The following is a 23,630-nucleotide window of genomic DNA, read 5'->3' as shown; positions in this document are numbered from 1 at the left end:
TCGTCATGTTCCTCCCGCTGCTCGCCGCCGTGGGGGCACTGCTGGTGGCGCTGGACGCCCGGACCTGGTGGCAGGCCGTCGTCCTGGGCCTGGGCGTGGTCGCGGCCCTGGTGGCCTTCGTACGGTGGGCGGCACGCGACATCTCCCGCGTCGCGCTCCCCTGCCTGATCGTCACCGCGGCCGTGTGGGCCCTCGGAGCGCTGGTGATCGGCAGTGACACGGCGTTCTACGGCATCTCGGTCGTGGGCTCCCTGTCCGTCCCCCAGCTACCGCGCCGCCGAGGCTGGGCGGCCCTGGGGGTGAGCGCCTACGTCGCCGCGGTGGGCGCGGCGAGGCTGCTGGTGACACCGGAACAGGTCTCCGACGTGCTGATCTCGTACGTCATCATCCCCGCGGGCGTCACCGCGGCGATGACCGGCCTCATGTTCCCCAACCAGAGGTTCTACGGCCTCGTGGTGGAGATGGAGGAGGAAGGTGAACGTGAAGCCGAACTGGCCGTCATGCGGGAGCGCATGCGTTTCGCCAGCGATCTGCACGACATCCAGGGCCACACGCTGCACGTGGTGAAGCTGAAGATCGCGCTGGCCCAGAAGCTGGTGCACAGCGACGCCGAACGCGTGGAGCAGGAACTACGCGAGGTGCACGCCCTGGTCAGCGACACCATCACCCAGACCAAGGAGCTCGCCTACGCGCAACGGCGGCTCAACCTGTCCGCGGAGCTGGAGAACGCGAAGAACCTCTTCGAGGCCGCGGGCATCCACGTACGCGTCGACCGTGAGGCCGAGGTCGACGCGCACGCGGGCGAGCTGCTCGGCCAGGTCCTGCGGGAGACGACGACCAACATCCTGCGGCACGCGCAGGCCGGGCAGGTACGCATCACCCTGTCGGAGTCGGGCATCACGATCGTCAACGACGGCGCGCGGGAGGCTCCGCTTCCCGAGCTGCGGGGGCTCGCCACGCTCAAGGAACGAGTGGTGAGCAACGGGGGCGAGCTGACCGTGGAACAGAAGGACGGGCGTTTCCTGACGGCCGCGGCATTCCCGCACGGCCGTTCGAACACAGCCCTCTGAGGCTGAGGCGGGGAAGGACTATCGATGACCACCGTGGTGCTCGCCGACGACGAGGCACTCCTCCGCAAGGCGCTGGCGGCGCTGCTCCCGCTCGAAGGCGAGATCACCGTGCTCGCCGAGGCGGAGGACGGTGAGGCGGCCGTCCAGGCCACGCTGCGGCACCTGCCCGACGTGCTCGTCATCGACCTGGAGATGCCCGGCATGGACGGGCTCGGCGCCGTCGCGGAGATCCGCCGCGCGCGGCCGGAGCAGGTGATCCTCATGCTGACCCGCCACGCCAGGCCCGGAGTGCTGCGCAAGGCGCTGAGGCTCGGGGTCCAGGGCTTCGTCAGCAAGTCCGCGGAACCGGCGCACATCGTCTCGGTCATCACGACCCTGCACGAGGGCAAGCGATGGATCGACCCGGACGTCTCCGCCCTCGCCGTCGTCGACGACTGCCCGCTCACCGACCGCGAGATCGACGTGCTGCGAGCGACCCGCGAAGGCTACGCGGTCGCCGACATCGCCACCCAGCTCCACCTGGCGGAGGGCACGGTGCGCAACTACCTCTCGAACGCGATGCAGAAGACCCAGACCCGGACCCGGCACGAGGCGGCGCGGTACGCGCGCGAACACGACTGGCTGTGAGCGCCGATCGCGGGCACGACGGCCCGCGATCGGGCCCCTAGGGGGCGACCCTGCCGGAGGCCACGAAGGCCGCGTGCGTGAGAGGCATCAGCCCGGCCCAGGCCGCCTCCATCTTCTCCGCCACCATCTCGATCTCGCGCTGCGGGAACGAGGGCACCCTGGCCTGCTCGTTCTTGGTGCGCAGGGAGAGGAAGTGCATGAGCGAGCGCGCGTTGCAGGTGGCGTACATCGACGAGAAGAGACCGACGGGCAGCACCGCCCTGGCCACCTCCCTGGCGATCCCGGCCTCCAGCATCTCCTGGTAGGCGGCGTAGGACTGCCGGTACGAAGACTCCATCGCCTCAGTTACGATCTTGTGTTGCTCGGCACTGCCCTCGGCGAAGACGTACTTGCCGGGACGTCCCTCCTGGACCAGCTTCCGTCCCGCCCCCGGAACATAGAAATTGGGCTGAAGCTCCCGGTAACGCCCGCTTTCCTCGTTATATGACCATCCAACCCTGTGGCGGTGAAACTCGCGGAAGACGAAGATCGGCGCGCTGACGAGGAAGGTCATCGAGTTGTGCTCGAAGGGGCTGCCGTGCCGGTCGCGCATCAGGAAGTTGAGCAGCCCCCTGGAACGCTCGGGGTCCTTGCCGACCTCCTCCAGGGACTGCTCCCCGGCGGTCGAGACCCGCGCGGCCCAGAGCACGTCGGTGTCGGAGGCGCTGTGCTTGACCAGCTCCACGGTCACGTCGTGGAGAAAACGTGCCTCTGCCCCGTCGTCCGTCAACTTGCTCCCCCTCGTCGCATCAACAGTCGCCACATTATTCCAGGGGCCCACCCGTCACATCACAACCGGTATATCCGCCGGGCGTTTCCCGAGCCGATCATCTGGGCCACCCGGGCGGCGTCCGCGGCGCTCCACTCCCCGTCGGCGAGCCGCGCGGCGAGTGCCCCGGCCAGGCCGCGCCGGTAGTGCAGGGCGCCGAGATGGCAGGTCTCGGCCACGCCGTGGCCACCGGAACCGAACAGCTGCTTGTGGAACGGCACAAGCTCCAGAAGCTCCGCCATGACCGCGGCCGACCCCGTGGCGCTGCGGGTCAGGGCCGCTCCCACGTCGACGTACACGTGCGGGAGGGCACCGGCCAGATGCGCGGCCTGGCGGTGGAACGGGTGGCAGTGCAGCAGTACGAAGGGCACGCCCACCGGCTGCGCCGCCACGATGAACCCGGCCACCGGTCCCGGCCCCGCGCCGTGCGGCCCGGAATCGGGCCCCCAGCCGGAACCGGCGTGCCCTCCGGAGGGGCCGGAGGCTCCGGTAAGACCGGCGTGACCGCGACCTCCGTAGGTCTGGTGGCCGCGAGCGCCGAAGAGGGGGCCGCCACCGCGCCCCGGGTGGGCGCCGGGGCGCGTACCGCCGGTGTAGCGGGCGAGGCCGGTGTGGAACTGCAGCGGCCGCCCGTACTCCCTGGCCACGTCGACCGCCGTCCAGAGCAGGTGGCGCAGCAGCACCTGGTCGGTGAGCCTCTCCCCCGGGCAGGCCAGCCGCCGGGTGGCCGCCGCGATCACCGCTCCCCGGCTCGGCCTGGCCGGGTCGAGATGCCGGCCGGAGCGGTGGGCGGCGGCCGACCTCAGGGCGACGGCGTGGACGGCCCGCTCGGCGAGCCTCTGGGCGAGGGCGGAGATGTAGGAGACCCCGGAGACGGCGGCCCCGGCGACCTCCTCCTCGGCCCGTTCGATGTGGACGACCCGCACGGTGTCCGCGCCGTCCGCGCCGCCCGCGCCGTCCGCGTGACCCGTCGAACCGTCGGAGCCGTGGGCGTCCTCGGCGTCGTCGAACAGGAAGGTGGAGATCCCCGCGGCGCCCAGCAGCCGCCGGTTCACCTCGGCCGCGCCGAGCTCCGACCTGCGGGCCAGGTAGACGGCGGGCGGCACGTGCGGGGCGAGGCCGAGGACGGGGGCGCACCAGCGGCGGACCGCGGCGCCCGCGGGGGTGTCGAAGTGGGTCGTGCCCGGCGGCGCGGGGGTCCCCGCGTCGGTGAGCAGCGTCTCGAACCTGGCCCGGGTCAGGTCGTCGCGGCGTACGCCCCGGCAGTTGTGGTCGACGAGCGGCGCCAGCAGCGCCTCCCGTACGGCGTCGGGCAGCTCGACGGGCAGCACGCCGTCCGACCTCATGCCCGCTCCTCCCCCGCCGCCGGGCGTACCGGCCGGTTCCGGCCCGGTACGCCCGGCGGTCTCCACGACGGGGAGAACTCTAGGGCCGCCCGGCGTGACCGCCGGGCGTGGAACACGAGGTCTTTACCCGCCCTTGCGGCAGAGCCGGAGAACGTTGGCGATGATCTTCGCGCCCGCGCCCCCCTCGGCGGTGAGGATCGACTCGGGGTGGAACTGCACCGCGAAGCGGCGTCGCTCCACGTCCTCGATCGCCATCACCGCGCCGTCCGGGGTGAACGCGGTGGCGGTGAACCCGGCGACTCCCGGCCGCTTGGCGTGGACCGAGTGGTAGCGCGCGGCGGTGAACTCCTCGGGGAGCCCGTCGAGCAGGGCGCTGGCGCCCAGCCGCCGCACCCGGCCGCGCTTGCCGTGCTCGGGGTGGGAGAGCAGCTCCAGGGTGCCGCCCGCCTGCTCCACCATGCCCTGCAGGCCGAGACAGACGCCGAACACCGGCAGGTCGCGCTCGTAGAGGGAGCCGACCAGGCCGGGCAGCCCGAAGTCGGACGGCCAGCCGGGGCCGGGCGACAGCACCACCAGGGAGGGCGCGATCTCGTCGATCATCGTGACGGGGAAGCCGTGCCTGAGCGTGACGACCTCGGCGCCCTGCTGGCGGAAGTAGTCGGCGAGGGTGTTGACGAAGGAGTCCTCGTGGTCGACGAGCAGCACCTTCATCCCCTCTCCCGGCAGCTCCGCGGCCACCTGCGCCTCGGCCCGCTCCCGCGGGGCCGCGCCGACCGCGGCCAGGGCGCCCAGCAGGGCGCTGGCCTTGAGTTCGGTCTCCCGCTCCTCGGCCTCGGGGTCGGAGTCGAACAGCAGCGTGGCCCCGGCCCTGACGGTGGCGACCCCGCCGCGGATCTGCGCGGTACGCAGGGTCAGGCCGGTGTTCATCGAGCCGTCGAAGCCGATGTAGCCGACCGCCCCGCCGTACCAGCGCCGGGTGGTGGCCTCGTGGTCCTCGATGAACTGCATCGCCCAGGTCTTGGGGGCGCCGGTGACGGTGACGGCCCACATGTGGGTGAGGAAGGCGTCGAGGGCGTCGAACTCCGGGCGCAGCCGGCCCTCGATGTGGTCGACGGTGTGGATGAGCCGGGAGTACATCTCGATCTGGCGGCGGCCGATCACCTGGACCGTCCCGGGCACGCAGATGCGGGACTTGTCGTTGCGGTCGACGTCGGTGCACATGGTCAGCTCCGACTCCTCCTTCACGCTGGACAGGAGGGTACGGATCGCGTCGGCGTCCTCGATGGGGTTGCCGCCTCGGGCGATGGTGCCGGAGATGGGGCAGGTCTCGACGCGGTCGCCGCTGACCCGGACGTACATCTCCGGGGAGGCGCCGACCAGGTGCTCGCCCTCGCCGAGGTTGAACAGGAACTCGTACGGCGCCGGGTTGACCTTGCGCAGCCCCCGGTAGAAGGCGGCCGGGTCGGTGCAGGGCGCGTGGAAGACCTGGCCGGGGACGACCTCGAACAGGTCGCCACGGACGAACTTCTCCTTGGCCGCGGCCACCACCTCGGCGTAGGAGCCCTTCTCGGGGTCGGCCGGGAGCTCGGCGGGCGGCGGGGTGAGCGGCACGACCTCCCCCTCGCGGGCGAGCCCGTGGGTGGAGACGCCGTCCACGGTGAACTCGTAGCGGAACTCCTTGCTGGTCTCCCGCTTGCGGTCGATCACCATCACCCGGTCGGGCAGGTGCAGCACGAGGTCACGCTGGTCGGCGGCCCGCGTCAGGACCTGCCTGATCGGCTCGAACTGGAAGGCGAGGTCGTAGCCGAAGGAGCCGTACAGGCCCAGGTGCTCGTTCTCGCCCCTGAACGCGGCGATGACCTCGCGGATCGCGGTGAAGACCGTGGGACGGCGGCTGCGCATCTCCTCGGGGAGGATGTCCTCGGACTCGTCCACGTGGACCTCGACGAGGTCGGCCGTCGGCTCCTCGACGGGCTTGCCCGCCGCCAGCAGGCAGGACACGACGGCGGGCAGGACCACCCTGCCCCGGGCGTTCAGCGCGCGGGCGGAGATCCTGCGTCCCCTGGCCACGATCTCCAGGCAGGGGTCGACGTAGGCGAGGTGCCATCGGCTGTAGCGGCCGGGATACTCCATCCCGGAGGAGAGCACTCCGCCACGGCGCTCGCCGAGCGTCGTGACGACGTCCTCAAGCACCGTCTCGGGCACGTCGGACGCGGTGACCTCGACCCCTATGCCGCCGGCGGTGGTATATCGGCTCGTCTCCACTGCTGTATCGCCCCTCTTTGTCTTCCCGATGCCCTGAGGGGGCGGACACAGAAAAGGCCGCCTCCCCGGGCGGCCGCCTGTCTGCTCGCGAATGCGAAACCTGCGCCGCTCAGAAGCGGCGCCACCACTGAAGGGTAGTCGGGTGTCGCATGTGGCCAGAGTACCGGCGGCGACCGCGATCATGCAACGTGACACCACGCCCGGCCCGGCCCGTCAGGAACGGCGGAGATCCCCGCTTCCGACGGTTCCCGGTGATTCCCGGCACCTCCTGGTGCCTTCTGATACCTCCTGGTGAGAACCGGGGCCGGTGAGGCCGGCGGGACCGGAGGATGGCGAGCCTCACACCGGCGGGCTCTGGCCATCGCGGGCCATGTTCTGTTACCAGTGGGTAATCACGGGGCCGCACGAGGAGAGCGCATGGGGATGATCACTTGGCCGCGGGCGGCCGTCCACCGGGTCACGGTCGAGCGCGACCTGCCGGTGCCGATGCTCGACGGGGTCACCCTGCTGGCCGACCACTACGCGCCGGTCGGCGCCGTACGCCCGCCCGCGATCCTGGTCCGCTCCCCCTACGGAAGGCGCGGCGTGTTCGGGCGGACCTTCGGGCGCGGGTTCGCCAAGCACGGGTTCCAGGTCGTGATACAGAGCTGCCGGGGCGGTTTCGGCTCGGGCGGCCTGCTCGACCCGCTCGGCGACGAGCACGACGACGGGCTGGCCACACTGGCCTGGCTGCGCGACCAGGACTGGTACGGCGGGAGTCTCGCCATGCACGGCCCCTCCTACCTGGGGTACGCGCAGTGGGCCGTCGCCCCGTTCGCCGGGCCGGACCTCAAGGCCATGTCCACCTCGGTGACCGCCTCCCAGTTCCGGGACGCCGCCTACGTGGGCGGGGCGTTCGCGCTGGAGTCGTCGCTGATGTGGACCACGCTGACCGCCTCCATGGAGCGGCCGTTCGGCGGGGCGAGCGCCCTGCTCATCCCGCGCAGGACGCGCCGCGCGGCCCTGTCGGGGCGCCCGCTCGGGGAGCTGGACACGCTGTCGGCGGGCAGGGGCATGCCGTTCTTCCAGGACCTGCTGACCCACCACGCGGAACCCGCCGCCTACTGGGGCAGGCGCGACTTCTCCGCCTCCGTGGGCGAGGTGGAGGCCGCGGTCACCATGGTCGGCGGCTGGTACGACGTCTTCCTGCCCTGGCAGATCAAGGACTACATGGCGATGCGGGCCGCGGGGCGGCGCCCGTACCTGACGATCGGCCCCTGGTACCACGCGGACGTGCGGCACGGCCGGGTGGCGAACGCCGAGGCGCTCGCCTGGTTCCGCGCGCACCTGCTCGGCGACCCGTCGGGGCTGCGCGAGCAGCCGGTCAGGCTGTACGTGACGGGGGCGGACGAGTGGCGCGACTACTCCGACTGGCCGGTGCCCGGCGTACGGGAACAGCGCTGGCACCTGCGCCCCGGCTTCGCCCTCTCCCCCGACGCCCCCGGCACCCCTGACGCACTCAGTGCCCCCGGCACCCCCGGTGCACCCGGCGTCCCCGGCGTCCCCGGCGCTCCCGGTGCGGACGGCGCGCTCGATGCCCCTCATGTTCCCGAAAGCCTTGACGGCCCCGCCGACCTCGCCGACCCCGGCGGCCCGGACGGCACCGGGCCCGACCGCTTCCGCTACGACCCCGCGCACCCGACGCCCGCGCTGGGCGGCCCGGTCCTGCTGGGCAACTCGGAACCGCGCGACAACCGCAGGCTGGAGGCCCGGCGCGACGTGCTCGTCTACACCGGCCCCGAGCTGCGGCGGGACACGGAGATGATCGGCCCGGTCTTCGCCGACCTGTACGTACGCTCGGGCACCGGACACGCCGACGTGGTGGTCCGGGTCTGCGACGTGCACCCGGACGGCTCCTCCTACAACGTGTGCGAGGGCGTGCGCCGCCTGGTCCCCGGCGATCCGCCCGCCGGGGACGACGGGATCCGCCGGGTCCGGGTGGACCTGTGGCCGATCGGGCACCGTTTCCGGCGCGGCCACCGGATCCGCGTGCACGTCGCCGGGGGCGCGTACCCCCGGTTCGCCCGCAACCTCGGCACCGGTGAACCGCTGGGCACGGGCAGCGCGATGGTCACGACCGACCACGAGATCTTCCACGACCCGTCCCACCCGTCCGCGGTCGTCCTGCCCCTCGCCCCTTCCTGAGCCCCTTCCTGAGCCCCTTCCCGGCCCCGTTTCGCCCCGCCGGGGCTAGGGTCGGGGAGTGCGTGCGGCCAGGTTGATGTCGTTGGTGCTGCTGCTCCAGGCCCGGGGCGGGATGACCGCGGTGGAGCTCTCCAGGGAGTTGGAGGTCTCCGAGCGGACGGTCCACCGTGACGTGCTCGCCCTGTCGGAGGCCGGGGTGCCGGTGTACGCCGACCGCGGGCGGGGCGGGGGCTACCGGCTGCTGGACGGCTATCGCACCCGCCTCACCGGGCTGGACCGCGCCGAGGCCGAGGCGCTGTTCCTGTCGGGCGTACCCGAGGCGCTGCGGGAGATGGGACTGAGCGAGGTGGCGGCCACGGCGCGGCTGAAGGCCTCCGCCGCGCTCTCCCCCGGCCTCCGCGACGCCCCCGCGACCGCGGCTCAGCGCTTCCACCTGGACGCCCCCGGCTGGTTCGCGAGCGAGCGGCCCCCACCGGCGGCGCTGGCGCCCCTGGCCAGGGCGGTGTGGGGCGACCACCCGGTCACCGCCCTCTACCGGCGTGCCACGCGCACCCGGCCGGGCGAGCGGGCCGACCGGACCGACCGATCCGGCAGGACCGGCGGAACCCAGAAGGCCGGACAGGCCGAACACGACGGCCGGACAGCGCCTGACGAGCGAACCGGAGCAGCTGGAGAGAGCGGGGAGAGCGGGCGGTCCGAGCAGGCCGGGGCCGCCCGGCGCCTGGAGCCGTACGGGCTCGTGCTGAAGGCGGGGGTCTGGTACCTGGCGACCCGGTTCGCCATCTACCGGGTCGACCGCTTCGACGAGGTCGAGATCCACTCCGGCCTGCGCTTCGAACGGGACGAGGCCTTCGACCTGGCCGCGTTCTGGAGCGAGAGGGCGGCGCAGTTCGCCGGTTCCCTGCTCACCGGGCACGTCACCGTACGGCTCAGCCCGGCCGGGCGCCGCGCGCTCCCCGCCGTCGCCGACCCGGCGGCCCTCGCCTCCGCCCTCGCCTCCGCCGGTGAGCCCGACGGGCAGGGGTGGGTCACGTTCCGCCTGCCCGTCGAGTCACCGGAGGTCGCCTACAGCCAGATCCTCCGCTTCGGCCCGGAGGCCGAGGTCGTCGGCCCGCCCGGCCTCCGTACCCGTCTCGCCGAAGCCGCCACCCGCCTGCGCGACCTGTACGCCGCGCCCCCCGCTCCCGCGGACACCCCCGGCACCGGCGACACCAGCGACACCGGCGACACCGACGACGCGCCGGGGCGCTGACCCCGGGCCGGGGATCTCAACCGGCCTTCCCCGCCGACGGTCCCGGCCCGGGGTGCCGGTCCCGGTCCCGACGCCGGCTCCGGTGGCGGTGGCGGTGCCGGTCCCGGTCAGCGGTAGCCGGTGGCGTCGGCCGGTTTGCCCTTGCTCTCGACCTCCTCGATGTAGCGCCAGGCGTCGGGCCTGCTGCCGTCGACGTCGGTGAAGCCGTACACCTGGGCGAGCTGCCCGCTGGACACCGACTGGCCCGACCAGCGCGTCCGGTCCTCGTCGGTGGCGAGGGCGACGACCGCGCGGCCGGTGAAGGCGGGCGTCTCGGAGATCACGAAGTGCGGCTGCTTCTCGGTGGCGTCCAGCCAGTTCTCCTCGGTGACGCCGAAGAGCTCCAGCATGTTCTCCGACCTGAGCCAGCCGGGGGTGAGCGAGATCGCGGCGCAGCCGTGCGGGCGCAGCTCGTGGGCCTGGCTGAACGCCAGGCGGTTCACCGAGATCTTGGCCAGGTCGTAGAAGGCCGAGAGCCGGTAGTTGACGGTGTTGTACTCCAGGGTGCCGTCGGTCACCTCGATCACCATGCCCCCTGGATTCTCGATCAGCAGGGGCAGGGCGTGGTGGCTGGTGATGAGGTGGGTGTCCACCGCCAGCCGGAGGATGCGCAGGCCGTCGTCGAGGGAGTGCTTCCAGACGGGGACGTGCCACTCGGTGAGCGGGTCGCCGCCCCAGACGTCGTTGACGAGGATGTCGAGCCTGCCCCGCTCGTTCCTGATCCGTTCCACCAGGGCGCGCACCTGCTCCTGGTCCAGGTGGTCCACCTGGACCGCGATGCCGTGCCCGCCCCCGGCGGTCACCAGCTCGGCCGTCTCCTCGATGGTCTCCGGCCGGTCCATCTCCGAGCGCCGCGCCCGCGTGCTCCTGCCGGTGCAGTAGACCGTGGCGCCGGCCGCGCCCAGTTCCGCCGCGATTCCCCGGCCGGTCCCCCTCGTCGCCCCCGCGACAAGGGCGACCTTACCTTCCAGCGTTCTTGTCATGAGGCCAGCGTGCCGCGAAAACAGGACATCTACTGTCATGTTTTCACGGCATGCCCGCCGAAGGACACAGCGCCCGGACGGCCGTGACGACCCGCGTCCCACTCCACGGGAGACCTGCGGCGGGCGTTCCGATTCCAGGCCGAGGACCTCGGTGCGTACGACGCCGTCGAAGCGGGCCGGAGCAAGTGGTTGCCGGTCAGTGGCACGACACAGACCTCGGACGGCCGTCGGGATCCTTCGCGCGCAATCGATGGGTTGCTAGCGTTTTTTCGGAATGGTCAGAACGGTGAGTCATCCAGGGGGTCCCATGAGCGAGTCTCCGGCGCTGCCGCCGCACATGCGGCGAGCGGGGTTCGATCCCGATCCGGAGCTGGAGGCGCTGCGGGACGGGGAGGGGGTACGGCTCGTCAGGACGCCGCCGGGTGTCGACGCCTGGCTGGTGACCCGCTACGAGGACGTGCGCGCGGTGCTGAGCGACGCGGAACGGTTCAGCAGCGCCCAGCCGGTCACCTTCCAGCTGCCCGGCGTCCGGAACAGCGAGGAGGAGATCGCCGCGCTCCGCGCGGGCAACCTCCTCGCCTTCGATCCTCCCGAGCACACCCGGCTGCGCCGGATTCTCACCCCGGAGTTCACGCTGCGCCGGATACGCCGGCTGGAGCCGCGGATCATGTGCATCGTCGAGGACCACCTGGACGCGATGGAGCGCGCGGGATCCCCGGCCGACCTGGTGTCGTCGTTCGCGCTGCCGGTGCCCTCCCTGGTGATCTGCGAGCTGCTGGGCGTGCCGTACGCCGACCGGGAGGACTTCCAGCGCAGGACCGGCCGGTTGCTCGACGTGTCGGCGTCCGCCGAGGAGCGCGGGGCGGCACAGGCGGAGTCGCGCGCCTACATGGCCGAGCTGGTCGCCCGCGCCCAGGCCCGCCCGGGTGAGGAACTGCTCGGCACGCTGGTGCGCGAGCACGCCGACCTGACGACGGACGAGCTCATCGGCATCGGCGGCCTGCTGCTGGTGGCCGGTCACGAGACCACCTCCAACATGCTCGGGCTGGGCACGCTGGCCCTGCTGCGCCGCCCCGACCAGCTGGAACTGCTCAAGAAGGAGCCCGATCGCGTCGACGCCGCGGTGGAGGAGCTGCTGCGCTGGCTCAGCGTCGTCCACTCCAGCACCTTCAGGACGACCACCACGAAGGTCGAGATCGCCGGGCAGGAGATCGGGCCCGGTGAGCCGGTGATGTGCGCGCTGCTCGGCGCCAACCGCGATCCCGCGTTCCTGTCCGATCCGGAGCTGCTGGACATCTCCAGGGGCGCGCCCGGCCACCTGGCCTTCGGCCACGGCGTGCACCACTGCCTGGGGGCGCCGCTGGCGCGGATGGAGATGTGCGTCGCCTTCCCCGCGCTGCTCAGGCGCTTCCCCGAGCTGCGCGAGGCCGAGCCCGAGGCGCACTTCCGCTCCCTCAGCTTCGTGTACGGCCTGTCGTCCCTGAAGGTCGCCTGGTGACCGCCGCTCCCTGTGATAAGCAGTTCATTATCCGAGTCGTCACCGGAGGAGGCGAGGAGAACATGGCGGGCAACACCGAGTTCGAGCTGCGCGGGATCAACCACCTCGCGCTGGTGTGCTCGGACATGAGGCGGACGGTCGACTTCTACTCCGGCGTACTGGGCATGCCCCTGATCAAGACGATCGAGCTGCCGATGGGCTGGGGGCAGCACTTCTTCTTCGACTGCGGCGGCGGCAACGCGCTGGCGTTCTTCTGGTTCCCCGACGCGCCCGAGGGCGTTCCCGGCGTCTCGGCGCCGAAGAACCTGCCCGACCGGGGTGAGCTGCTCTCCGCGGTCGGCTCGATGAACCACATCGCCCTCGACGTCGCCCCGGACCGGATCGAGGAGTACCGCGACAAGCTCATCGCCAAGGGCGTGGACGTCGGGGTGATCCTCAACCACGACGACAGCGAGTTCGGCGTAGCCCCCGCCATGGGAGAGGGCGTGTTCGTCCGGTCGATCTACTTCAAGGACCCCGACGGCATCCTGGTGGAGTTCGCCGCCTGGACCAGGGACCTCGGCCTGCCGGAGGACGTACGGCACGAGCCGAGGACCGCCGCCGACAGGACCGTCTGAGCCGACGGGCGTCCGGGCCCACGGGTGTCTGGGCCGACGGGTGTCTGGGCCGACGGGTGTCTGGGCCGATATACCGCTCAAGCCGAGAAACCGTCTGAAGCCCACCCGGCGAGACAGGCCCGACGACACCGTCGTACACACGTACGGGCGTACCCACGGGCACACGTACGGGAGGGCGCACGTACGGGCGGGCGGTACCGCGCGAGACCGCGCACCGGGTCCCGCACCTCCTGCCGCATGACCCCCTTTACGCGCCATGCCTTTACGAGAACTTGCTCGGCCATGTCAAGGAAGCCGCGCCGGGGATTCGGTGACCGGTGGAAGATCGTCGGCGAAGTGGGCCCGCCCGGGAGGCGCGACCCTCGTGACCTGGGCAGGGAGTCCGACGGCGACGCCGGGCTACCGCTCGTCGCGCCACCCGTGCCACTCGGCGCTCGGTGACCTGAATGAAACGGCCGTGTAATTACGCTGCCGGTCAGCCGAAGGGGACGGTCCTGCCAGGACGTCCCTTCTCCAGCTCAAGGAGATCGCGTTGACCACTCCAAACGGGAACCGGAGCGATCGCAGCCCATGGAACTGGCTGCTCATCGTACCGATCATCCTACCTTTGCTCCCGTTTCTCTACAATTCCGACGAGCCCCGGCTCCTCGGCTTCCCGCTGTTCTACTGGCTCCAGCTCGCCTTCATCGCGGTCGGTGTCACGTGCACCACGATCGTCTACCAGATGACGAAGCGGCGGCGGTGACCCGATGGAAGCCCACCTGACAGAGATCATCATCTTCTCCGTGCTGTTCCTGCTGGTCAGCGGCATGGGATTCGTGGCCGCGCGCTGGCGTCGCCCGGACGACCTGGCGAGCCTCGACGAGTGGGGGCTCGGCGGCCGCAACTTCGGCTCGTGGGTCACCTGGTTCCTCATCGGCGGTGACCTCTACACCGCCTACACCTTCGTGGCCGTGCCCGCCCTGATCTGGGGCGCGGGCGCGATGGGCTTCTTCGCGGTGCCGTACACGATCGTGGTCTACCCGATCGTCTTCCTGGTGCTGATCCGCCTCTGGTCGGTCTCGCACGTGCACGGCTTCGTGACCCCGGCCGACTTCGTCCGGGCCAGGTTCGGCTCCCCCACGCTGGCGCTGCTGGTCGCGATCACCGGCATCGTCGCGACGATGCCCTACATCGCGCTCCAGCTCGTCGGCATCGAGGCCGTGCTGAAGTCGATGGGCGTGACCGGCCACCTGCCGATCATCATCGCGTTCGCGATCCTGGCCGCGTACACCTACCAGTCGGGCCTGCGCGCGCCCGCGCTGATCGCGTTCGTCAAGGACACGCTGATCTACATCGTGATCCTGGTGGCGATCTTCGCGATCCCGGCCCAGATCGAGGGCGGCTGGTCGGGCATCTTCGGCGACGCCCAGGCCAAGTTCGCCGCCAGCGCCGCGCCCGGCGACGGCATCCTGCTCAACGCGAACAACCAGTTGCAGTACGTGACGCTGGCCCTGGGATCGGCGCTCGCGCTGTTCCTCTACCCGCACAGCATCACCGGCGTGCTCGCCTCCAAGAACCGCGGCGTGATCAAGCGGAACATGGCGGCGCTGCCCGCCTACAGCCTGCTGCTCGGCCTGATCGCGCTGCTCGGCTTCATGGCCATCTCGGCCGGGATCAAGCCCATCGGCACCGACAACAACACGATCGTGCCGCAGCTGTTCGACAAGATGTTCCCCGACTGGTTCACCGGCGTCGCCTACGCCGCGATCGGCATCGGCGCACTGGTCCCGGCGGCCATCATGTCGATCGCCGCGGCGAACCTGTTCACCCGCAACATCTACAAGGAGTACCTGAAGCCGCACGCGAGCGACGCCGACGAGGCCCGCGTCTCGAAGATCACCTCACTGCTCGTCAAGGTCGGCGCGGTGCTGTGCATCCTGTTCCTGGACACCGGCTTCTCCATCGACCTGCAGCTCATCGGCGGCGTCATCATCCTGCAGACGCTCCCGTCGGTGGCGCTCGGCCTCTACACCCGCTGGTTCCACCGCAGCGGCCTGATCGCCGGATGGATCGGCGGCATGGGCGCCGGGATGCTCCTGCTCTACAACATCGGCAACCCGGCCACCGGCAAGCTGCACTTCGCCGGGTCCGCGTTCCCGCTGGAGAAGCTGGGCCTGGACACCAAGATGACGATCTACGCGGGCGTCCTCGCGCTCGCGGTCAACCTGGCCGTCGCCGCGCTCGGCACGGTCGTCGCCCGCGCCACGAAGACGGCCGAGGGTGTCGACGCCACCCAGCCCGACCACTACTTCGCCGACGAGGGCGACCCCAGGATCAAGGACCTCGACCTCGCCGCCCCCGGAACCCACGGGACGGATCCGGCTCCGAGCCCCAAGCCCTAGGCCCCGGGATCGACCGGCACACGGACGTACCATCCCGGCTCCGGGATCGGCCGGCACACGGACCCGTACCACCCCGGCTCCGGGACCCCGGTCCCGGGCGACGTGGCCACGAGCCTCCCGTCACCCACCGGCGGACCCGGTCAGGTGACACGGTTACGAGGTCGTGAGCCTCCGTCACCCACCGGGTCCCGGAAGCGAGCACGGGGGGAGAGCCTGTCAGGCTCTCCCCCCGCGTCGTCAGCGCGTCGCCGTCAGCACTTCGCCGTCAGCGCGTCGCCGTCAGCGTGGCGGCATCGGCGTGTCGGCGTTATTCGGCGGCCGGAGCGCTGAACTGCGCGATCAGGGCGTTGGCGTCACGCAGGAGCGTGGCCTTCACCACCGGGTTGGAGACGATCTTCGGGTCGTTGGCCGTTTCGACGAAGCGCTCAAGCTTCTTGACGATCTTCTTCTTGTCGCGCTCGCGCCCCTTGTCCTCGGACACCATGACCTTGGAGATCTTGTCCTGGAGCTTCGCGGCGCCGGAGGCCGACAGCTGCCCGGCCGCCTCGAAGAGGTCGATGAGCTTCTCCACGTCGGCGACAGAGGTCGTGACCTCGAACGCGACGGTCTGCTTCGTGACGTGACCCGCCTTGTCCTTCGCGGTGACGGTCAGCGTGTGCGCGCCGAGCGCCAGCTTCCACAGGGCGAGCGGCTGGCCGGAGACCACCTCCAGGTCACCGATGGCCGCCGTCACGCTCGCCACCCCCGACGTCGCGTCGGCCGCCGAGAAGACGGGCGTGACGGACGCGGAGTCACCGTACTTGCCGGGCTCCACCCCGCTCACGGTCAGGACCGGGGCGGCCTTGTCGATCTTCACCGTGGCGGTGCCGACCTGCGAGACGTTGCCCGCGCTGTCGGTCGCCCGGTAGCGGACGGTGGCCGTCCCGTCGGCGGTCAGGGTGACCGGGTTGTTGGCGTTCGACCACGTCGTGCCGTCGAGCGAGTACTGGCGGCTCGACACCGTGCCGTTGTCGGTCGCGGTGACCGTCAGCGTGACGTTGCCGGTGTACCAGCCGTTCTCCCCGCCCGGCGCGGCCGGGGCGAGAGTGGCCGACACGGTCGGAGGCGTCTCGTCGGAGACACCGTCGCCCTGGAAGGTGAACCCGTCGACCTCCACGCCGCCGGTCGAGGTGACGTAGAGCTTGCCGCTGCCCGCCGGGGCACCGGTGAGCGAGGTGTCCATGGTCTGCCAGCCCGATCCGGCGGGCACGGTGACGGTGGCGAACGGCTCCGCCGTCTCCGAGCCCCAGCGCAGCGACAACGTTCCCGCGCCGGAGGCGCGGGTCTTCACGCCGGTGACACCGGCGAAGTTCACCGGGTCGTACGCGATCCAGTCCCCGGCGTCGAACGAGGTGATCTTCGCCAGGCCGGACGCGCTCTCGTCCTCCACCCTGGTGACGCCGCTGTTCGCGTCCGAGTGCTCGGCCTGCAGCTCCTTCGGGTTGAGGATGAGCGTGGCGTCGCCGAGCGCCCCGGGGATGTCACCGGCGCCGTTGTCCCGGTAGCTCACGACGACGACGCCGAAGATGTTCTCGGTCTCGCCGTGCTCGGGGGCGTCGGCGGGTGTCGGCCAGGCGCCCGAGCATCCGGAACCGAGGGTCTCGGGGTGCGCGTGCGCGTCGTGGCCGAGGCCGAAGGTCCACTGCACCCGGCTGCACACCGGGTTGTTGCCGTCCTCCTTGTCGGAGACCCCGATCCGGAACGGCACCGCGTCGCCCCAGTTGAAGAAGGAACCGTTGCCCGGGGTCTGGATGGTCACCTCGGGCGCGGTGTTGCCCACGGTGATCTCGGTCGAGGTGAGCCCGAACTTGCCCTGCGCGTCGGTCACGCGGAGCCTGGCGGAGTACTGGCCGAGCGCCGGGTAGGTGTGCGAGGCCGTCACGCCGGTGGCGTCGAAGGTCCCGTTGCCGTCGAAGTCCCACTCGTAGGTCAGCGCGCCCGGCTCGGCGTCGGTGGACGTCTCCGCGCTGAACGCGACGGTGAGCGGCGCGGCGCTGCCCGACACCGGCTTGGCGACGATCTTCGCCTGCGGCGTCTTGTTCCCCTCGGCGTAGTCGATGCGGTAGAGGCCCGCGTCGGGGTTGGCGCGGAAGAAGCCGTCGCCGTAGTCGAGCACGTACAGCGACCCGTCGGGACCGAACTCGATGTCCATCGGGCTGTCGGTGATCGGCATGACCGCCGCGGTCAGCGCGTCGTTGGGCAGGAAGTGCTCCAGCTTGGTCACCGGCCCGTCCGACCCCGTCACGGTGAACGCCGCGAGGTAGTCCTGGGAGAACTCGCCGAAGAAGAACTTCTTGTCCCAGTACGCCGGGAACTTCGTCGTCGACGGGTTCGCCGCGTCGTAGTGGTAGACGGGACCGCCCATCGGCCCCTGGCCGCCCGCCGGCTCGAACTCGGTGAGCCCGGCCCACTCCGCGGGCTGGTGGGTGGCGTTGTCACCGTAGTAGAGGTCCGCGGGGGTCGCGGCCGGCAGCTTCTCGACACCGGTGTTCCAGCGGGAGGTGTTCGTCGGCCCTCCCGCGCAGTCGAACGCCTGGCGCGGCGTCGAGGTCGCGAAGTTCCAGTCGTTGTAGTTGAAGTTGTTGCCGGTGCAGTACGGCCAGCCGCTGTTCATCGGCTTGTCGATGGGGGTGACGTTCCACTCGACGTAGCCCATGGGCCCGCGGACGGGGTCGGTCGCCCCGGCGTCGGGGCCGTAGTCGCCCCAGGAGACCGTGCCGGTCACGTCGTCGACGTCCATCCGGAAGGCGTTCCGCACGCCCGTCACGAAGATCTCAGGACGCGTCTTGGCCGTTCCCGGCGGGAACAGGTTGCCGGCCGGGACGGTGTAGGTGCCGTCCTCCGCCACCGTGATCCGCAGGATCTTGCCGCGCAGGTCGTTGCTGTTGCCCGCGCCGCGCCGCGCGTCGAGCCCGGGGTTCATCCCGGGGGCGTCGTTGTTGGGCGCCATGCCGTTGGCGCCGGGCGTGCCCGCGGGGGTGTTGTCGCCGGTGACGAGGTAGAGGTTGCCCGCGGCGTCCCAGTCCACGTCGCCCGCGACGTGGCAGCACTGCCCGCGCTGCGTCTCGACCTTGATGATGACCTGCTCGGTGGAGAGGTCCAGCGCGTCACCGGTCCACTTGAACCGCGACAGCTGGTTGTAGCCCTTCCACTGGTTCCAGTACGACTCGCCCGCGCCCGCGGGCAGCGAGTTGGGCGCCGAACCGGTGGGGGTCGTCTCCGGGTACGGCGCCGTCATCGTCCTGGGCGCGTAGTAGACGTAGACCCACTTGTTCTCGGCGAACTCCGGGTCGATCGCGATCGTCTGGAGACCGTCCTCGGAGTTCGCGTAGACGGGGATCGTGTTGATGACCTTGGTGAGGCCGGTGGCGCCGTCGGTCAGCCGGATGTCGCCGTTACGGGCGGTGTGCAGCACCCGCTTGTCGGGCAGGACCGCCAGGTCGATCGGCTCGCCGACGTTCTTGGTCAGCGTGATCTTCTCGTAGTTCGACCAGTCCGTGGGGGCGTCCAGGACGTTGGTCTGGGCTTGTACGGAGGTGGTGCCGGGCACCACCAGGGGCAACAGCAGGGCGGCCAGTGCTCCACCGAGCATGGCGCGAGTGCGCTTCAACTTCCTGAGCCTTTTCTTCGGGGGGTGTCAGGACAGCGCGGATCGCCACGCGTGCCGCGGTAACGGCTTCGATCACGTGGCGGTCCGCCGGACCCGTCTCCGGGTTTTTTCCAGGTGCTCTTCGAGGTGCTCTCGAAGGGGTTCTTCTTCGGAGGGTTCTTCTTCGAGGGGTTCTTCTTCGGGGAGAAGTTCTTCGGGGGAGGTTCTGAGGGTCCGCCGGGATCTCAGCGGCGACGGCGCAGGGCGGCCAGGTTCTGGTAGCTGAGGTCGGCGTACTGGAGCGAGCGGCCCGGCTCCTCGGCTCCTCCGGGCGCGTTGTCCTGCTCGTACATCGGGTTGTGGCGCTTCTCGACGTCCAGCTTGGAGAAGAAGGCGCGGTAGTCGATGTCACCGGTGCCGAACGGCACCATGTCGTACCCGTTGCCGGTCGCCGTGTTGGACTTCCCGTCCTTGGCGTGGAACAGCGGGAACCGCTTCTCGTTCTGTCGTACGAGCTTCAGCGGGTCGAAGACGTCGGTCCGGGTGGAGCCGTTGCGCGCGGTGTACGTGCGGAACCTGTACTGCGCAACGTGCGCCCAGAAGATGTCCATTTCGAGGTAGACGTGCCTGCGGCTGGTGGTGTCGAGGAAGTACTCCAGCTTCCGGACGCCCGACGAGCGGGTGGGCCGGCCGAGCTCGTCGAGCGGGCCTGTGTCGAGGAGGAAACCGTACGCCGCGTCGTGGTTGTGCGTGTACAGCTTGAGCCCGGCGGCCGAGGCGATCGAGCCGAGACCGTTCCATTTCTGGGCCGCGAGGTCCCAGTCAGCCTTGTAGGCGCTGTTGGTCGGGTCGCCTCCGGTGCCCACGTGCTCCATGCCGAGGATGTTGGCGATCTCCAGGGTCCGCTCGAAGCGGTCGAGGTCGGCCTCGGTGAGGGGCCACGAGCCGGGGATGAAGCCGTGGTTGCCCTGGGCCTTGAGCCCGTTGTCGTCGAGCCACCGGCGCAGCAGCCTGGCACCCTCGACGGTCTCCAGGTCGGCCCCGCCCTCGGCGTTCGCGTGCTGGCGGTAGCCGGCGAACTCCACCTGCCGGTAGCCGATCCGCGAGAGCTCCTCGAACACGCGGCGGAAACCGGCCGGCAGGCTCGTGCTCGCCGCCGGGTCACGGGAGATCACGTCACGGACGGTGTAGAGGATGATGCCCCGCTTGGAATCGGGCACCAGTGCGTTCCGGTCACCGTGACCGTGGCCCTGACCACGCTCCTGGTCACCACCGGGTGAGGCGTACGCGGCCGACGCGAGCGGGCCCACCGCCGAGACGGCGGCCACCGCGGTGACCCCCGTCGTGGCCGCGAGGAACTGGCGGCGGTTCAGCCCGAGCCCGCGGCGCAGCGCGCCCGCGACCTCGCCGGTCTCTTCTTCGTGTGCGCTCATGGTTTCCTGCCTCCGTGTGGGTGGATGGAGTCCCGTGATCCCCGATGCCTCAACCGAGTGACCGCCGACTCCTCTCCACCGCAGGCCGGGGCCTCGTCCGGCGGGTCACCTCTCCGAGGAGATCCGCCCGCGAACGCCACCGACCGACTCACCACGCCCTCTTGATGTTGTGCAGAGAACTTGGCGTGGAAGTTACGCGTCTTCTGCCGTTTTAGGAAGAACTTTTGTCATGATCAATTGAACTTTCTACGATAAGCGACCAAAGTCCCCTCGGCGTATGGCCCCGCCAACCGGGTCCCCGAGAGCCTCCGAACGAGGGATCTTCCCTGATGAGGTGGGGTGACCGCCCTCCAGGGCGCCACAACAGACTTGGTTTGTAACGATATGAGCAGTTAGCGCCTCCAGACACCCCCCCTCGACGTCCGCACCGGCCGGACCTGCGAGCTCGCCGATCAACGAGCGGGCCACCTCGCCACGAACCGTCACGGAGCCTATGCGAGGGGTACTTTGGTTGAGAAACCTAAAACTTTCGCTCATAATCGACAGAAGCATCGAGTGGCATGTCGGGCGATATGTCCTGATGTGACACATCGAGCTTGCTGTGACACATCGAGTGACCCGAGGTCGCCGAGCGCCTCGCCCACCGGCGAGGCCGGAACACCCCGGCATCTCGCCGACCGGCGAGCCCGGACCCGCCGACATTGGACCTGCCGACGTGGGCCTGCGCCGACGTTGGCCTGCCGGCAACCGGACCTCCACCCGAGGACCGGGCCTCCACCAGGCGGGCTTTCCCATTCGCTACGCCGCTTGTAGCGTCTTGACATCCCTCCCGCCCGGAGGCGGAGGTTTCCGCGCTCAAGGAGAAGTGATGATCCCGGCGAGGAACACGAGGCACGAGAAGGGAAACGCCGGATGCGTGCGGCCGGACTCGGAGCCATCTCGCTGGTGATCGCGTTGACCGCCTGCACCCCGGCCCCCGGCGCCGCCCCGCCCACCTCTTCCTCGTCGGGCTCTCCTGCGCCGGCCTCTTCCCCGTCGGCCTCTTCCCCGCGGACGAGCCCCGCGCCCGCGTCCCCTTCTTCCTCTTCCTCTTCTTCCTCTTCTTCCGATGAGCGGCCGAGGTCCCCCGCGACACCGGGCGCGGCCGACTCGGCCCCGGCCCTCCAGGTGATCGCGGACGACCTGGTGGCGGCGGCCGGGTCCCCGGGAGCCGTCGTACACGTCCGTGACGACGGAAAGATCCAGGAGGCCGCCTCCGGGTTCGCCGACCCGGCGACGCGCACCCCGATGCGGGTCGACCACCGCTTCCGGATCGCGAGCATCACCAAGACGTTCACCGCGGCGATCACACTCCAGCTGGTACGTGAGCGGCGGCTGGCCCTTCGCGACACGCTCGGCAGGCTGCTCCCCGGCGTCCTTCCCGGTGCCGACCGGGTCACCGTGGAACAACTGCTCAACCACACCAGCGGGATACCGGACTATCTCACCGACTCCCGCTTCATGGACGCCATCGTCGACGGCGGCATGCACACGCGCGACTGGCCGCCGCGAGAACTGCTCGGCTACGGCGGCAGGCCCGGGAAGAGCGGGGTGAACCGCTACTCCAACGGCAACTTCATCCTTCTCGGTCTCGTCATCGAGAAGGTCACCGGTCGGAGTTACGCGGAGGTGCTCCGCGAGCGCGTCACCGAGCCCCTGAAACTGCGCGACACCGAACTACCTCGGGAGCTACGGCCACCCGGCCTCGCCGCGGGCAGGCAGGGCGACGGCCCGGGAGCGACGGTCGTGAACTCCTCGATCTTCTGGTCCGCGGGCGGGCTGGTGTCGACCGCGAGGGACGTGGGCGCCTTCTACGAGGCACTGTTCGGCGGGAAGCGGGCCGTGTCCGGCGATGAACCCGCCAAGAGGCGATTACCCGAGGGGGACGCGCTGAAGCGTGCGGACGGTCTGGGCGTCTTCGCCGACAGGCTGCCATGCGGCACCCGGGTGTGGAACCACTCCGGAATGATCTACGGATACTCGGGGATCGCCATGAGCAGCGAGGACGGCCGGCGCCAGGTGGTGGTTCAGCTCAACTCCCCGGCGGCCGGGCAGGCGATCGCGGCGGCGGGGAGACTCATGTGCCGATGAGCCCTTCTCCGAACCATGAAACGATCATCAATGCCGCTGGTTGTCAGGCCGTTGCCCGCGCGTTCCGAAGCGGGGCTCCCCTGAGAGGGTGAGGGTCTGGGCCAAGTCGCGATAGGTGGGCACGCCCAGGTCGACGGCGGCGTCGCGGCGGGCGATGAGCACCGTCGGCTTGGGCGGGTTTGCGGAGAGCGAGAGCCGCTCCGCCTCCCGCCTCAGTAGTGTGACTTCGCATGACCGACGCCGAGATCGAGATCACCGCGGACCTGGTCCGCGACCTGCTGCGGGAGCAGCATCCGGACCTCGCGGGGCTGGCCGTCCGCGAGGTGGCGGGCGGCTGGGGCAACCAGATGTGGCGCCTTGGGGACGAGTTGGCCGTGCGCATGCAGCGCATGGACCCCACCCCGGAGCTCCAGCTCAAGGAGCGACGGTGGCTACCCGTGCTGGCCCCGCGCCTGCCGCTCCCGGTGCCGACCCCGGTGCGGTTCGGCGAACCGTCCGAGCGCTTCCCCAAGCACTGGACCGTGATGACGTGGGTTCCCGGCGAGCCGCTGGACCACGGCTCGATCAGCCGCGGCGCCCACGCGGCCGACACGCTGGCGAGCTTCCTCCGGGCGCTCCATGTGGAGGCGCCCGCCGAGGCGCCGATCGCCACGGACCGCGGCACCCATCCCAGGAACTGCACGGACGGCTTCGAGAGCTTCTTCCAGGCCGTTGCCCCCGACGACATCGCCGCCGACGTCCGGGACGTCTGGGACGACGCCGTCGCGGCACAGGCGTGGGAGGGCCCGCCGGTGTGGGTGCACGGCGACCTCCATCCCGCGAACGTCGTCGTCTCGGACGGAACGCTCTCGGGCATCATCGACTTCGGTGACCTGTTCGCCGGCGATCCGGCGTGGGACCTCGCCGCCGCGTGGGTCCTGCTACCCGCGGGCACGGCCTCACGGTTCTTCGACATGTACGCACAGGCAGACGAGGCGGCGATCCGGCGCGCCCGCGGGCTGGCCGCTGTGAAGAGCCTCTTCCTGATGCTCATGGGACAGAACGGGGATCGAGGCCTTCCCGGTGGCAAGCCGAACTGGGGACCCGCAGGCCGGGCGGCACTTGATCGCGTTCTGAAGGGCATCTAATGCGGTAAGCCCGTCTTGTCCCGATTCTCGGCTTCCCGAACTACGAGCCGGCCGATCGGTGAATACCGACGAATATCAGTCAACAGGCCTCATACTCTCCACTGCCCTCCACCTGCCCTTAACGTGGACGCCCCCTTAACGCGAAAAGGGCCCCCACCGGCTGGTGGAGGCCCCTCCCTACATGAAAACCACGGAAAAACATGAAGGCCCCCACCAACGGTGAGGGCCCTCAGATAACG

General features: G+C 70.6%; 16 protein-coding genes. 10 read left to right on the top strand and 6 right to left on the bottom strand.

The features are described 5' to 3' along the window. The first annotated feature begins 5 nt into the window (after positions 1-5). Both ACSC1Q_RS36165 and ACSC1Q_RS36160 read left to right on the top strand, forming a co-directional pair. Positions 6-1,070, top strand: coding sequence for a sensor histidine kinase (locus ACSC1Q_RS36165; RefSeq protein WP_436763314.1), 1,065 nt, complete (start codon positions 6-8; stop codon positions 1,068-1,070). Positions 1,071-1,094: 24 nt separating this feature from the next. Next, complete coding sequence (locus ACSC1Q_RS36160; protein ID WP_436763227.1) at positions 1,095-1,697, top strand: response regulator; 603 nt, start codon at positions 1,095-1,097, stop codon at positions 1,695-1,697. 37 nt (positions 1,698-1,734) lie between these two features. Here the strand turns inward: ACSC1Q_RS36160 and thyX are convergent, their stop codons facing one another. From thyX to ACSC1Q_RS36145, 3 genes are all read right to left on the bottom strand, one after another. Continuing rightward, positions 1,735-2,427: an FAD-dependent thymidylate synthase gene (thyX, locus tag ACSC1Q_RS36155; protein ID WP_436763226.1), complete on the bottom strand. Its 693-nt coding sequence runs from the start codon at positions 2,425-2,427 to the stop codon at positions 1,735-1,737. A 98-nt stretch (positions 2,428-2,525) separates the two neighbouring features. Continuing rightward, positions 2,526-3,851 (bottom strand): amidohydrolase, encoded by a 1,326-nt coding sequence (locus ACSC1Q_RS36150; protein ID WP_436763225.1) that lies wholly within the window; start codon positions 3,849-3,851, stop codon positions 2,526-2,528. Positions 3,852-3,974: 123 nt separating this feature from the next. Beyond that, entirely contained in the window at positions 3,975-6,116 is a 2,142-nt protein-coding gene (locus tag ACSC1Q_RS36145; protein WP_436763224.1) for an anthranilate synthase component I, read from the bottom strand. A 417-nt stretch (positions 6,117-6,533) separates the two neighbouring features. Here ACSC1Q_RS36145 and ACSC1Q_RS36140 point away from each other — a divergent pair, with 417 nt between their 5' ends. Together ACSC1Q_RS36140 and ACSC1Q_RS36135 are read left to right on the top strand one after the other, a co-directional pair. Further along, the gene (locus ACSC1Q_RS36140) at positions 6,534-8,300 is read left to right on the top strand and encodes a CocE/NonD family hydrolase (RefSeq protein WP_436763223.1); all 1,767 of its coding nucleotides are present in this window, start codon (positions 6,534-6,536) and stop codon (positions 8,298-8,300) included. 58 nt (positions 8,301-8,358) lie between these two features. Then, entirely contained in the window at positions 8,359-9,552 is a 1,194-nt protein-coding gene (locus tag ACSC1Q_RS36135) for a helix-turn-helix transcriptional regulator (RefSeq protein ID WP_436763222.1), read from the top strand. Between the two features lie 107 nt (positions 9,553-9,659). Here ACSC1Q_RS36135 and ACSC1Q_RS36130 read toward each other — a convergent pair whose 3' ends face one another. After that, complete coding sequence (locus tag ACSC1Q_RS36130) at positions 9,660-10,574, bottom strand: SDR family oxidoreductase (protein ID WP_436763221.1); 915 nt, start codon at positions 10,572-10,574, stop codon at positions 9,660-9,662. Between the two features lie 307 nt (positions 10,575-10,881). On the opposite strand from ACSC1Q_RS36130, the gene ACSC1Q_RS36125 reads away from it, so the two are divergent. From ACSC1Q_RS36125 to mctP, 4 genes are all read left to right on the top strand, one after another. Continuing rightward, positions 10,882-12,072, top strand: coding sequence for a cytochrome P450 (locus ACSC1Q_RS36125; RefSeq protein ID WP_436763220.1), 1,191 nt, complete (start codon positions 10,882-10,884; stop codon positions 12,070-12,072). A gap of 62 nt (positions 12,073-12,134) precedes the next feature. Next, positions 12,135-12,689: a VOC family protein gene (locus ACSC1Q_RS36120; RefSeq protein ID WP_436763219.1), complete on the top strand. Its 555-nt coding sequence runs from the start codon at positions 12,135-12,137 to the stop codon at positions 12,687-12,689. Positions 12,690-13,221: 532 nt separating this feature from the next. Continuing rightward, entirely contained in the window at positions 13,222-13,434 is a 213-nt protein-coding gene (locus ACSC1Q_RS36115; RefSeq protein WP_389911087.1) for a DUF3311 domain-containing protein, read from the top strand. Between the two features lie 4 nt (positions 13,435-13,438). Then, a complete protein-coding gene (mctP, locus tag ACSC1Q_RS36110; protein ID WP_436763218.1) occupies positions 13,439-15,073 on the top strand; it encodes a monocarboxylate uptake permease MctP in 1,635 nt (544 codons plus the stop codon). 307 nt (positions 15,074-15,380) lie between these two features. Here the strand turns inward: mctP and ACSC1Q_RS36105 are convergent, their stop codons facing one another. Together ACSC1Q_RS36105 and ACSC1Q_RS36100 are read right to left on the bottom strand one after the other, a co-directional pair. Next, a complete protein-coding gene (locus ACSC1Q_RS36105) occupies positions 15,381-18,722 on the bottom strand; it encodes a PQQ-dependent sugar dehydrogenase (RefSeq protein ID WP_436763217.1) in 3,342 nt (1,113 codons plus the stop codon). Positions 18,723-18,946: 224 nt separating this feature from the next. Next, positions 18,947-20,134, bottom strand: a complete 1,188-nt coding sequence (locus tag ACSC1Q_RS36100; RefSeq protein WP_436763216.1) for a sugar phosphate isomerase/epimerase family protein — start codon at positions 20,132-20,134, stop codon at positions 18,947-18,949. A 1,167-nt stretch (positions 20,135-21,301) separates the two neighbouring features. Between ACSC1Q_RS36100 and ACSC1Q_RS36095 the strand changes: the two genes are divergently transcribed. Together ACSC1Q_RS36095 and ACSC1Q_RS36090 are read left to right on the top strand one after the other, a co-directional pair. Continuing rightward, on the top strand, positions 21,302-22,264 hold the full coding sequence (locus ACSC1Q_RS36095) for a serine hydrolase domain-containing protein (RefSeq protein ID WP_436763215.1): 963 nt from the start codon (positions 21,302-21,304) through the stop codon (positions 22,262-22,264). Between the two features lie 230 nt (positions 22,265-22,494). Next, the gene (locus tag ACSC1Q_RS36090) at positions 22,495-23,391 is read left to right on the top strand and encodes an aminoglycoside phosphotransferase family protein (RefSeq protein ID WP_436763214.1); all 897 of its coding nucleotides are present in this window, start codon (positions 22,495-22,497) and stop codon (positions 23,389-23,391) included. Positions 23,392-23,630: the final 239 nt, after the last annotated feature.

The organism is Streptosporangium heterodermiicola (assembly GCF_051390675.1).
GTDB lineage: Bacteria > Actinomycetota > Actinomycetes > Streptosporangiales > Streptosporangiaceae > Streptosporangium.
This window is presented reverse-complemented; position numbering and strand designations above follow the sequence as displayed.

Coding starts and splice junctions, on each gene's coding strand:
- ACSC1Q_RS36160 (WP_436763227.1), top strand. CDS start 1,095: ATGACCACCGTGGTGCTCGCCGACGACGAGGCACTCCTCCGCAAGGCG.
- ACSC1Q_RS36120 (WP_436763219.1), top strand. CDS start 12,135: ATGGCGGGCAACACCGAGTTCGAGCTGCGCGGGATCAACCACCTCGCG.
- ACSC1Q_RS36165 (WP_436763314.1), top strand. CDS start 6: ATGTTCCTCCCGCTGCTCGCCGCCGTGGGGGCACTGCTGGTGGCGCTG.
- ACSC1Q_RS36090 (WP_436763214.1), top strand. CDS start 22,495: ATGACCGACGCCGAGATCGAGATCACCGCGGACCTGGTCCGCGACCTG.
- ACSC1Q_RS36100 (WP_436763216.1), bottom strand. CDS start 20,134: ATGAGCGCACACGAAGAAGAGACCGGCGAGGTCGCGGGCGCGCTGCGC.
- ACSC1Q_RS36125 (WP_436763220.1), top strand. CDS start 10,882: ATGAGCGAGTCTCCGGCGCTGCCGCCGCACATGCGGCGAGCGGGGTTC.
- ACSC1Q_RS36130 (WP_436763221.1), bottom strand. CDS start 10,574: ATGACAAGAACGCTGGAAGGTAAGGTCGCCCTTGTCGCGGGGGCGACG.
- mctP (WP_436763218.1), top strand. CDS start 13,439: ATGGAAGCCCACCTGACAGAGATCATCATCTTCTCCGTGCTGTTCCTG.
- ACSC1Q_RS36150 (WP_436763225.1), bottom strand. CDS start 3,851: ATGAGGTCGGACGGCGTGCTGCCCGTCGAGCTGCCCGACGCCGTACGG.
- ACSC1Q_RS36140 (WP_436763223.1), top strand. CDS start 6,534: ATGGGGATGATCACTTGGCCGCGGGCGGCCGTCCACCGGGTCACGGTC.